Origin of the sequence: Pseudomonas sp. JV449 (assembly GCF_032424295.1) — a bacterium.
Lineage (GTDB): Bacteria > Pseudomonadota > Gammaproteobacteria > Pseudomonadales > Pseudomonadaceae > Aquipseudomonas > Aquipseudomonas marginalis.
Map to the genome: position 1 here is coordinate 257,281 of NZ_VYKD01000034.1, position 11,084 is coordinate 268,364.

An 11,084-nucleotide genomic window follows, 5' to 3' on the forward strand; every position below is an offset into this window, starting at 1 on the left:
CCGCAGTGGCCGTCCCTTAGTCGGATCAGTATCCTAGCACCTCCTCGCCCGCCGACGCTAAGACCAAGCGGGCAGCCCAACAGGTTTAAAAACGAATGAATGCTCTAGCCCGCCACGCCGCAGGCCTGCTGTTCAGCACAGTTTGTCTGCCCCTTTCAGCCTTGGCTGCCGACCCACAACCCACCCATGAATTCACCCTGGATAACGGCCTCAAGGTGGTCGTGCGCGAAGACCATCGCGCGCCGGTGGTGGTTTCCCAGGTCTGGTACAAGGTCGGTTCGAGCTACGAAACCCCGGGCCAGACCGGTTTGTCCCACGCCCTGGAGCACATGATGTTCAAGGGCAGCGCCAAGGTCGGCCCCGGCGAAGCCTCGCTGATCCTGCGTGACCTGGGCGCCGAAGAAAACGCCTTCACCAGCGATGACTACACCGCCTACTACCAGGTGCTGGCCCGTGACCGCCTGGGCGTTGCCTTTGAGCTGGAAGCCGACCGCATGGCCAGCCTGCGCCTGCCGGCCGACGAGTTCAGCCGCGAAATCGAGGTGATCAAGGAAGAACGCCGCCTGCGCACCGACGACAATCCCATGTCCAAGGCCTTCGAGCGCTTCAAGGCGATGGCCTTCCCGGCCAGCGGCTATCACACCCCGACCATCGGCTGGATGGCCGACCTCGACCGCATGAAGGTCGAGGAGCTGCGCCACTGGTACCAGTCCTGGTATGTACCGAACAACGCCACGTTGGTGGTGGTCGGCGACGTCACCCCGGACGAGGTAAAAAACCTCGCCCAGCGCTACTTCGGCCCGATCCCCAAGCGTGACGTACCGCCCGCCAAGATTCCGATGGAGCTGGCCGAGCCCGGCGAGCGCCTGCTGACGATGCATGTGCAGACCCAATTGCCGAGCGTGATCCTGGGCTTCAACGTACCTGGCCTGGCCACCGCCGAAGACAAGCGTTCGGTCCAGGCCCTGCGCCTGATCTCGGCCCTGCTGGACGGTGGCTACAGCGCACGGATCTCCGAGCAACTGGAGCGTGGCGAAGAGCTGGTATCCGCCGCGTCCACCAACTACGACGCCTACACCCGGGGCGACAGCCTGTTCACCCTTTCGGCCACCCCGAACCAGCAGAAGAAAAAGACCGTTGCCCAAGCCGAAGCCGGCCTGTGGCGCCTGCTGGAAGAGCTGAAGGCCAAGCCACCGACCGCCGAAGAACTGGAACGCATCCGTGCCCAGGTCATCGCCGGCCTGGTGTACCAACGCGATTCCATCACCAGCCAGGCCACGGCCATTGGCTCCCTGGAAACCGTGGGCCTGTCCTGGAAACTCATGGACACCGAACTGGCCGACCTGCAAAGCGTGACCCCGGAAGATATCCAGAAGGCCGCGCGCACCTATTTCACCCGCGAACGTCTGAGCGTCGCCCATGTTTTGCCTGAGGAGACCGCTCATGAGTGATCGCAAAAGCAGCCGCCTGATCCTGCCGGGCCTGATCGCCGTGACCCTGGTCGCGGCGAGCGCCGTGTATTTCCTGCGCCCGAGTGAGTCCGTTGCCAGCCAGGCGCTGGATAAGGCTCAATCGGCCAACAAACTGCAATCCCTGGCGGAGCTGGACGGCAAGGCGCCGACCAACCGCAAGCTCGACGTGCAAACCTGGACCACCGCCGAAGGCGCCAAGGTGCTGTTCGTCGAGGCCCATGAGTTGCCGATGTTCGACATGCGCATCCTGTTCGCCGCCGGCAGCAGCCAGGACGGCAACGTGCCGGGCCTGGCGCTGATGACCAACGCCATGCTCAACGAAGGTGTACCGGGCAAGGATGTGAGCCAGATTGCCAGTGGTTTTGAAGGCCTGGGCGCCGACTTTGGCAATGGCGCTTATCGCGATATGGCGCTGGTGTCCCTGCGCAGCCTCAGCGACAGCGCTAAACGCGAGGCCGCCCTGGCGCTGTTTGACGAGGTGATCGGCAAACCGACCTTCCCCGCCGACTCCCTGGCGCGGATCAAGAACCAGATCCTCGCCGGCTTTGAATACCAGAAGCAGAACCCCGGCAAGCTGGCGAGCCTGGAGCTGTTCAAGCGCCTGTACGGCGATCACCCCTACGCTCACCCGAGCGAAGGCACGCCGCAAAGCGTTCCGAAGATTACCCTCGCGCAGTTGCAGGCGTTCCACGCCAAGGCTTATGCGGCGGGTAATGCGGTGATTGCCGTGGTCGGTGACTTGACCCGCGCCGAAGCCGAAGCGATGACGGCCAAAGTGTCGGCTTCGCTGCCCAAGGGCCCGGCCATGGCGAAAATCGCCCAGCCAACCGAGCCCAAGGCCGGCCTGAGCCATATCGAGTTCCCGTCCAAACAGACTCACCTGCTGTTCGCCCAATTGGGTATCGACCGCGCCGACCCGGACTACGCAGCCCTGTCCCTGGGCAACCAGATCCTCGGCGGCGGCGGCTTCGGCACCCGTTTGATGAGCGAAGTGCGCGAAAAACGCGGCCTGACCTACGGTGTTTACTCCGGTTTCTCGCCGATGCAAGTGCGTGGCCCGTTCATGATCAACCTGCAGACCCGCGCCGAAATGAGCGGCGGCACCCTGCGCCTGGTCGAAGACGTGCTCGCCGACTACCTCAAGACCGGCCCGACGCAAAAGGAACTGGATGACGCCAAGCGCGAGCTGGCCGGCAGCTTCCCGCTGTCCACCGCCAGCAACGCCGATATCGTCGGGCAGCTGGGCGCCATGGGTTTCTACAACCTGCCGCTGAGCTATCTGGAAGATTTCATGAAACAATCCCAGGCCCTGACCGTAGAGCAGGTCAAGGCGGCCTTGAACAAACACTTGAGCGCCGACAAGATGGTCATCGTGACCGCCGGCCCAACGACTGCGCAAAAGCCACTACCGCCCCCCACTGATAAACCTGCCGAGCAGCCGCTCGGGGTTCCGGAGCATTAATGGCCAGTTCATCTCGCCCGAAAAAACCTGTCCACAACGTGCATAACGGTGTGGGCCAGCTGCGCATCATTGGCGGCGAATGGGGCAGCCGCAAGCTGAGCTTCCCCGACGTCGTGGGCCTGCGCCCGACGCCGGACCGCGTACGTGAAACCCTGTTCAACTGGCTGGCGCCGTACATTGCCGGCGCCAAGGTGCTGGACCCGTTCGCCGGCAGTGGCGCGCTGTTCCTGGAGGCGCTGTCCCGTGGCGCGGCCCAGGCCCAGGCGCTGGATGCCAGCAATGTCGCGGTGTCCAGCCTCAAGGAACACCTGGGCACCCTGCGCTGCACCAATGGCCAGGTGCAGACCGCCGACGCCCTGCGCTACCTGGAAACCCAGGCGCCCAGTGCCTACGACGTGGTGTTCCTCGACCCACCGTTCAACCAGAACCTGTTGCCGACCGTGTGCGCCTTGCTCGAAGAGCGCCAATGGCTGGCACCGGACGCGTGGATCTACACTGAAAGCGAGACCGCGCCGTCTACCCTGGGTTTGCCGGGCGCCTGGCGCCTGCACCGGGAGCAGAAATCCGGTCGTGTGTATTACGCGCTGTGGCATCGATTGGTCGAAAGCGTCGCTTAAAATCTGTGGTGAGCAAGCCCGCTCACCACAGACAGTGAGTCAGCTCAAAACTGAGAGCGTCATGACACCGTCCTCCGACCAGTTCACCCCCGCCTTCGGCCTCGGCAACCCTCACCTGCAAACCCTGTGGGGGCCGCTGTGGCGGCCGACTACCCATATCGAACGCCAACGCGAACGCCTGTGGCTGGAAGACGGCGACTTTCTCGACCTCGACTGGCATGGCCCGCATGACGCGCAGGCGCCGTTGGTGCTGGTACTGCATGGGCTGACCGGCTCATCCAATTCCCCCTATGTGGCCGGCCTGCAAAAAGTCCTCGGCGCCCAAGGCTGGGCCAGTGCGGCCTTGAACTGGCGCGGCTGTTCGGGCGAGCCCAACCTGCTGGCGCGCAGCTATCACTCCGGCGCCAGCGAAGACCTCGCCGCCGCGATTGCGCACCTGCGCGCCAAGCGGCCGTTGGCGCCGCTGTATGCGGTGGGTTATTCGCTGGGGGGCAATGTGCTGCTCAAGCACCTGGGGGAAACCGGCGAGGCGTCCGGGCTGCAAGGTGCAGCGGCGGTGTCGGTGCCATTTCGCCTGGACCAGTGTGCAGACCGGATCGGGATAGGTTTCTCGCGGATTTATCAAAAGCACTTCATGAGTGAAATGCTCGCGTATATCCGCGTCAAACAAAGCCGTTTTTTACAGGATGGCCGCGCGGACGGGCTGAAAACCCTGGAAGCGCTTGGCTCGCTGGAGAAGATGCGCACCTTCTGGGACTTCGACGGCCGGGTCACCGCGCCGCTGCATGGGTTCTTGAGTGCCGAGGACTATTACCGTCGCGCGTCGAGTCGCTACTACCTGGGCGCGATCCGCACACCGACGCTGATTATCCAGGCGGCCGACGACCCGTTCGTGTTTGCCCACAGCTTGCCCGAGGCCAGTGAGCTATCGGCGTGCACCGAGTTTGAGCTGACGGCCAAGGGCGGGCACGTGGGCTTCGTCGATGGCTCGCTGAAACGCCCAGGCTACTACCTGGAGCGGCGCATACCGCAATGGTTATTGGCACGACACGGTTAAACATGTGAGAGGGGCAGGCCCCTCCCACATTCGGATTGGGTTTACACGACCGGGAACTCAGTCCCCCGTAGCGATTGCCCGCGTCGGATCGGTAATCCACTCGCTCCACGACCCCGCATACAACTTGCCCAACGGGTAACCCGCCAGGCTCAGGGCGAACAGGTTGTGGCAGGCCGTCACGCCCGAGCCGCAATACGCCACCAGTTCCTCCGGCGAGCGCCCCTGCAACTGCGCGGCGAAGCGCTGCTTGAGTTGCTCGGCCGGGAGGAAACGCCCGTCACTGCCCAGGTTTTCGTTGAACGCCGCACATTGCGCACCGGGGATATGCCCGGCAATGGGGTCGATAGGCTCCACCTCGCCGCGAAAACGCGCTTGGGCGCGGGCATCGATCAGGGTCAGGCCGGGTTGGCCCAGGCGTTTTTGCAGATGTTCGGCATCCAGCAGCAAGTGATTGTCCGGCGTGCCATCGAAAGTCCCACGCTCGATTACCGGCGCATCCAGGCTCAACGGGAAACCTGCGGCATGCCAGGCCTTGAGGCCGCCGTCCAGGATAAACACACCGTCACGCTTGCCCAGCCAGGCCAGCAGCCACCAGGCACGAGCCGCATAAGCGCCAGGGCCGTCGTCATACAGCACGATATCGGTGTCAGCATGGATACCCCATGCCCGCAGTTGCTCGGCGAAGGTGCCCGCCGCCGGTAACGGGTGACGACCGGTCACACCTTTGATCACCGGCCCGCTGAGATGGCGCTCCAGGTCGGCATATTGCGCACCGTCGATATGCCCTTCAGCGTAGCTGCAACGCCCGTAATCCGGGTCTTCCAAGGCAAAACGGCAATCCAGGATCACCATCCCCGCCGACGTCTGGCGCTCGGCCAATTGCTGGGGGCTGATCAGTTGGGCAAGCGGCATGATGGACTCCTGTGAACAGATTCGGGAAAGGTCCTACTTCACTTCTTCCAGTGCCTGGTTCAACGGCACGTAAAATTCTTTGAACAATGCATCCACCGCCTCTTTTGCCTGGGGCGTGACAAAGCCCGCCTCCAGCACCAGCACCTGATACACCCCGCGCTTGATGGCTTCGGCGCTCAGGTGGGCGGAATTTTCATTGGTGGTGCACAGGAAACGCACCCAGGAGGTGAGGATGATCCAGGCATTGAGGGTCAGGGCTTCGGTTTGCACCGGGTCCATGTTCAGGATGCCTGCATCGACAAACCCCTGGTAGATGGCGCCGCCCTGGATCAGGCAACGCTGGGAAAAACGCCGATAGCCGGTGGCCAGCTCCGGGTCGCTCTCCAGCAGGTGTTCAAGGTCGCGGTGCAGAAAACGGTAGCGCCACATGCCGGCCAGTACGGCCTGGAGATAAAAGCGCTTGTCTTCCACCACCATGGCCCGCCCCTGGGGCGGACGCAGGAAACTGTCCACCAACGCTTCATATTCGCGAAACAGCACGGAGATGATCGCTTGCTTGTTGGGGAAGTGGTAGTACAGGTTGCCCGGCGAAATTTCCATATGGGCGGCGATATGGTTGGTGCTGATACTGCGCTCGCCCTGCTGGTTAAAAAGCTCCAGGCTGGTTTGCACAATACGCTCGCTGGTCTTTACTCGTGGTGCCATAGGGGAATCAGCTTCTGTACACGTGATAGGGCATCTTACGGCCTATCCTTGCCAGGATAAATCTGCATGTTGCTGCAATGTTATTTGACAATTTAGAGTAATGACTCTAAAAATCCACGCAGACCAATAACAATCGGTGCTGCGCCATGTCTGCCAACGTTGCCTACCTGCAAGATGCCCAGGCGCTGGATCAACTCCAGGACCTGTTCGACGCCCAACGCCGCGCCTACGCCGCCAACCCGATGCCGCCAGCTGCACAGCGCCAGCAGTGGCTGAAGGCCTTGCGGGATGTGCTCAGTGACGAGCGCCAGGCACTGATCCATGCGATCAGCCAGGATTTCAGCCAGCGCAGCGCCGACGAAACCCTGTTCGCCGAACTGATGCCCAGCCTGCATGGCATTCACTACGCCAGCAAACACCTAAAAGGCTGGATGAAACCTTCCCGCCGCGCTGTAGGCCTGGCCTTCCAACCCGCGTCAGCCAAAGTCATTTACCAACCCCTGGGCGTGGTCGGCGTGATCGTGCCGTGGAACTACCCGCTGTACCTGGCCATCGGCCCACTGGTCGGTGCGTTGGCGGCAGGCAACCGGGTGATGCTCAAGCTCAGCGAATCCACGCCCGCTACCGGCGAACTGCTCAAGGCGTTACTGGCGAGGGTTTTCCCCGAGGACCTGGTGTGCGTGGTGCTCGGCGAGGCCGAGGTGGGCATGGCGTTTTCCAAGCTGCGCTTCGATCACCTGCTGTTTACCGGCGCGACCAGTATTGGCAAGCACGTGATGCGCGCCGCTGCCGAACACCTCACGCCAGTCACCCTGGAACTGGGCGGCAAGTCGCCGGCCATTGTCTCCGCCGACGTACCGCTCAAGGACGCCGCCGAACGCATCGCCTTCGGTAAAGCCTTGAACGCCGGGCAAACCTGCGTGGCCCCGGACTACGTGCTGGTGCCGGAGGACCGCGTGGAGGGTTTCGTCGAGGCCTACAGCAAGGCGGTTCGCGGGTTTTATCCGACGCTGGCCGACAACCCGGACTACACCGCCATCATCAATGAGCGTCAATTGGCCCGGCTCAATGCCTACGTCAAGGACGCCACCGACAAGGGCGCCACCCTGATCCGGCTGTACGACCAGGGCCAGGCACGGCGCATGGCCCATAGCCTGCTGCTGAATGTCAGCGATGACATGACCGTGATGCAGGACGAAATCTTCGGCCCGGTGCTGCCGATCGTGCCTTATCGCGGCATCGACCAAGCCTTTGCCTACATCAACCAGCGCCCTCGCCCGCTGGCCCTGTATTACTTCGGCTACAACAAGCGCGAGCAGGACCGGGTCCTTCATGAGACCCATTCCGGCGGTGTCTGCCTGAACGACACCCTCCTGCACGTGGCCCAGGACGACATGCCCTTTGGCGGCATCGGCCCGTCGGGCATGGGCCACTACCACGGCCATGAAGGGTTCCTGACGTTCAGCAAGGCCAAGGGCGTGCTGGTGAAACAGCGCCTGAACGCGGCGAAATTGATCTACCCGCCCTACGGCAAATCGATCCAGAAACTGATCCAGAAGTTGTTTGTCCGCTGACACCGCCACCCACGGGATAACAATAACAATGAACCCTAGCCTCACGGATTCACCCGCGCTATCACGGCGCGGCGTCTTGAAAATCGGTCTGTGTGCCAGCGCCTTCCTGGCCACGGCCGGATTGGGCGCCAGCCTCAGCGGCTGCTCCAGCAGCACCCCGGCCAGCGGCTTTGCCATGTTGCGCAGCAGTGACCTGCCGTTTCTGCGCGCGGTGATCCCGGTGCTGCTCGAAGGCGTGGCCAGCGCCCAGGATGTGGTCGCCGGGATTGAAGACACGCTGAAAAAACTCGACTACAGCCTGCAGCACCTGTCGCCGGAGATGTTCAAGCTCACCCAACAGTTGTTCGATGTGCTCGGCATGGGCATTACGCGTGGCCCGTTGACCGGCATCTGGTGCAGTTGGGAAAACGCCAGCGCGGAACAGATCCGCAACTTCCTGTACCGCTGGGAAAACAGCTACCTGAACCTGCTGCGCATGGGCCAAGGCTCGCTGCTCAAGCTGGTGATCATGGCCTGGTACTTCCGGCCCGCCGCCTGGGCGCATTGCGGCTACCCCGGCCCGCCGAAGATCTGATTTGCATCCCTCACAATAAAAACAAGAGACGACCCTGATGCCCGTACCCGATCTGTTCCGCGACGGCCTGGCCCGCGGCTGGAAAACCCACAATGGCGCCGCCCTCGACAGCGACCTGACCCTGGAGGCCGACGTGGCCATCATCGGCAGCGGCGCCGGTGGCGGCACCACTGCCGAGATCCTCAGCGCCGCCGGCTACAAAGTGCTGTTGATCGAAGAAGGCCCGCTCAAGACCAGCAGCGACTTCAAGCTGCTGGAGGACGAGGCCTACGCCAGCCTGTATCAGGAAGGTATCGGCCGCATGAGCAAGGACGGCGCCATCACCATCCTGCAAGGCCGCGCGGTGGGCGGTACCACGCTGATCAACTGGACCTCCAGCTTCCGCACCCCGGACGCCACCCTCAGCCATTGGGCCAGCGAGTACGCGGTAAAAGGCCACAGCAGTGCAGAGATGGCACCGTGGTTCGAAAAGATGGAGCAGCGCCTGGGCATCGCACCGTGGGCCATCCCCCCGAATGCCAACAATGATGTAATCCGCAAAGGCTGCGAAAAGCTCGGCTACAGCTGGCATGTGATCCCGCGCAACGTCCGTGGCTGCTTCAACCTGGGTTATTGCGGCATGGGCTGCCCGGTCAACGCCAAGCAGTCGATGCTGGTGACCACCATCCCGTCTACCCTGGAAAAAGGCGGCGAGCTGCTGTACCTGGCCCGCGCCGAGCAGCTCAAATACAGCGGCGACACCATCAGCAGCCTGGAATGCGTAGCGATGGACGCGCGCTGTGTGGCGCCTACCGGGCGCAGGATCAGCGTGAAGGCCAAGCATTACGTGCTGTCGGGCGGCGGCATTAACAGCCCGGCGCTGCTGATGCGCTCGGGTGCCCCCGACCCGCATTCGCGGCTGGGCAAGCGGACCTTTTTGCACTTGGTGAACTTCTCCGCCGCATTGTTCGACGAGGTGATCAACCCGTTCTACGGCGCGCCGCAGTCGATCTACTCCGACCATTTCCAGTGGCAGGACGGCACCACCGGCAAAATGTCCTACAAGCTTGAAGCGCCGCCCTTGCATCCAGCATTGGCCAGCACCTTGTTCGGCGGCTATGGCACGCAGAACGCCCTGGACATGGGCCAATTGCCGCATACCCACGCCATGCTCGCGCTGTTGCGTGACGGCTTTCACCCCGACAGCCAGGGCGGCAGCGTGGACTTACGCGGTGACGGTACGCCGGTGCTCGACTATCAGGTCTCGCCCTACGCCTGGGATGGCCTGCGCCGGGCCTTCCATAGCATGGCCGAAATCCAGTTCGCGGCGGGCGCCAAATCGGTCAAGCCCATGCACCATGACGCACGGTTCGTGAACACCTTGGCCGAGGCACGCAGCGTCATTGAGGGTTTGAATCTGGAATTGCACCGGACAACCCTGGGCAGCGCCCATGTGATGGGCGGTTGTGCCATGGGCGAAGATCCCAAAAATGCGGTGGCTGACAGCCTCGGTCGCCATCACCAATTGCGCAACCTGTCGATCCACGACGGTTCGTTATTCCCCACCAGTATTGGGGCCAACCCGCAATTATCGGTGTACGGATTAACCGCTCAACTGGCGACAGCCTTGGCCGAACGTCTGAAAACAGCGTGAAAAAACACGCTATTCACGGTGTCTATACGGCTTTCTTATGCATAAGTTGACTTGGCCGACCGGGATGGCTGCGATACCATCCGGTTCCCCAACGGACTCCGCCAGGACGACGCGATGAACCGAGTGTTGTACCCAGGTACCTTCGACCCGATTACCAAAGGCCATGGCGATCTGGTCGAACGCGCCTCTCGTTTGTTCGACCATGTGATCATCGCAGTCGCGGCCAGCCCCAAGAAAAACCCGCTGTTCCCCCTGGAACAGCGCGTGGAGCTGGCGCGTGAGGTCACCAAGCACCTGCCCAACGTGGAAGTGGTGGGCTTTTCCACGTTGCTCGCGCATTTCGCCAAAGAGCAGAACGCCAATGTGTTCCTGCGTGGCCTGCGCGCGGTGTCGGACTTCGAATACGAATTCCAGCTGGCCAACATGAACCGCCAACTGGCGCCGGACGTGGAAAGCCTGTTCCTCACGCCGTCGGAACGTTATTCGTTCATTTCCTCGACGTTGGTCCGTGAAATTGCCGCTTTGGGCGGGGATATCACCAAGTTCGTGCATCCGGCCGTGGCTGATGCGCTGACGCTGCGCTTCAAGAAGTAATGTGGTGAGCGGGCTTGCCCCGCTCACCACAGCTCGCACTGCGGGCGCCAATGCGGCACAATTGCGCGCATTAGTTTTCAGATGCCTTGGCTGACAGCCCTGGCAGGAGTTTCCATGTCCTTGATCATCACCGACGATTGCATCAATTGCGACGTCTGCGAACCCGAGTGCCCGAACGCCGCCATCTCCCAGGGCGAAGAGATCTACGTGATCGACCCCAACCTGTGCACCCAGTGCGTCGGTCACTACGACGAGCCACAGTGCCAGCAAGTGTGCCCGGTGGATTGCATTCCGCTGGATGAAGCCCATCCGGAGACGGAAGAGCAGTTGATGGAGAAGTACCGGAAGATTACCGGTAAGGCTTGAGGTTCTTCAGCGCCTATCAGGGCCTCATCGGGGCATAAGTATCTACACATCTTGAGCCGAGCCCCCTGCGTAGCAGCTGTCGAGCCTTGGCGAGGCTGCGTTTGCGGCGTGTCTGACA

General features: G+C 62.4%; 11 protein-coding genes. 9 read left to right on the forward strand and 2 right to left on the reverse strand.

Going from position 1 to position 11,084, the window contains the following annotated elements; translation table 11 throughout:
- Positions 1–95: 95 nt before the first annotated feature.
- From F6S08_RS30340 to F6S08_RS30355, 4 genes are all read left to right on the forward strand, one after another.
- Positions 96–1,451, forward strand: a complete 1,356-nt coding sequence (locus tag F6S08_RS30340) for a M16 family metallopeptidase (protein WP_065923859.1) — start codon at positions 96–98, stop codon at positions 1,449–1,451.
- A complete protein-coding gene (locus F6S08_RS30345; protein ID WP_092489427.1) occupies positions 1,444–2,934 on the forward strand; it encodes a M16 family metallopeptidase in 1,491 nt (496 codons plus the stop codon). The genes F6S08_RS30340 and F6S08_RS30345 overlap by 8 nt, the downstream gene beginning before the upstream one ends.
- The gene (rsmD, locus tag F6S08_RS30350; RefSeq protein WP_027606107.1) at positions 2,934–3,551 is read left to right on the forward strand and encodes a 16S rRNA (guanine(966)-N(2))-methyltransferase RsmD; all 618 of its coding nucleotides are present in this window, start codon (positions 2,934–2,936) and stop codon (positions 3,549–3,551) included. The genes F6S08_RS30345 and rsmD overlap by 1 nt, the downstream gene beginning before the upstream one ends.
- 61 nt (positions 3,552–3,612) lie before the next feature.
- Positions 3,613–4,608, forward strand: coding sequence for a hydrolase (locus tag F6S08_RS30355; RefSeq protein ID WP_065923861.1), 996 nt, complete (start codon positions 3,613–3,615; stop codon positions 4,606–4,608).
- A gap of 57 nt (positions 4,609–4,665) precedes the next feature.
- Here the strand turns inward: F6S08_RS30355 and F6S08_RS30360 are convergent, their stop codons facing one another.
- Positions 4,666–5,520 (reverse strand): sulfurtransferase, encoded by an 855-nt coding sequence (locus tag F6S08_RS30360; protein WP_074847832.1) that lies wholly within the window; start codon positions 5,518–5,520, stop codon positions 4,666–4,668.
- A 33-nt stretch (positions 5,521–5,553) separates the two neighbouring features.
- Positions 5,554–6,225 (reverse strand): TetR/AcrR family transcriptional regulator, encoded by a 672-nt coding sequence (locus F6S08_RS30365; protein WP_115485567.1) that lies wholly within the window; start codon positions 6,223–6,225, stop codon positions 5,554–5,556.
- 146 nt (positions 6,226–6,371) lie between these two features.
- Here F6S08_RS30365 and F6S08_RS30370 point away from each other — a divergent pair, with 146 nt between their 5' ends.
- The 5 genes from F6S08_RS30370 (at position 6,372) to F6S08_RS30390 (ending at position 10,966) form a co-directional block, all read left to right on the forward strand.
- Positions 6,372–7,799: a coniferyl aldehyde dehydrogenase gene (locus tag F6S08_RS30370; RefSeq protein ID WP_065923863.1), complete on the forward strand. Its 1,428-nt coding sequence runs from the start codon at positions 6,372–6,374 to the stop codon at positions 7,797–7,799.
- Positions 7,800–7,827: 28 nt separating this feature from the next.
- Positions 7,828–8,373 (forward strand): twin-arginine translocation pathway signal protein, encoded by a 546-nt coding sequence (locus tag F6S08_RS30375; protein ID WP_315872712.1) that lies wholly within the window; start codon positions 7,828–7,830, stop codon positions 8,371–8,373.
- Positions 8,374–8,410: 37 nt separating this feature from the next.
- Positions 8,411–10,006 carry a GMC family oxidoreductase gene (locus tag F6S08_RS30380; protein ID WP_065923865.1) on the forward strand — a complete coding sequence of 532 codons (1,596 nt, stop codon included), beginning with the start codon at positions 8,411–8,413 and terminating at the stop codon, positions 10,004–10,006.
- Positions 10,007–10,120: 114 nt separating this feature from the next.
- Positions 10,121–10,600 carry a pantetheine-phosphate adenylyltransferase gene (gene coaD / locus F6S08_RS30385; RefSeq protein WP_003176711.1) on the forward strand — a complete coding sequence of 160 codons (480 nt, stop codon included), beginning with the start codon at positions 10,121–10,123 and terminating at the stop codon, positions 10,598–10,600.
- A 114-nt stretch (positions 10,601–10,714) separates the two neighbouring features.
- Positions 10,715–10,966 (forward strand): YfhL family 4Fe-4S dicluster ferredoxin, encoded by a 252-nt coding sequence (locus tag F6S08_RS30390; protein WP_003195146.1) that lies wholly within the window; start codon positions 10,715–10,717, stop codon positions 10,964–10,966.
- Positions 10,967–11,084 lie beyond the last annotated feature (118 nt).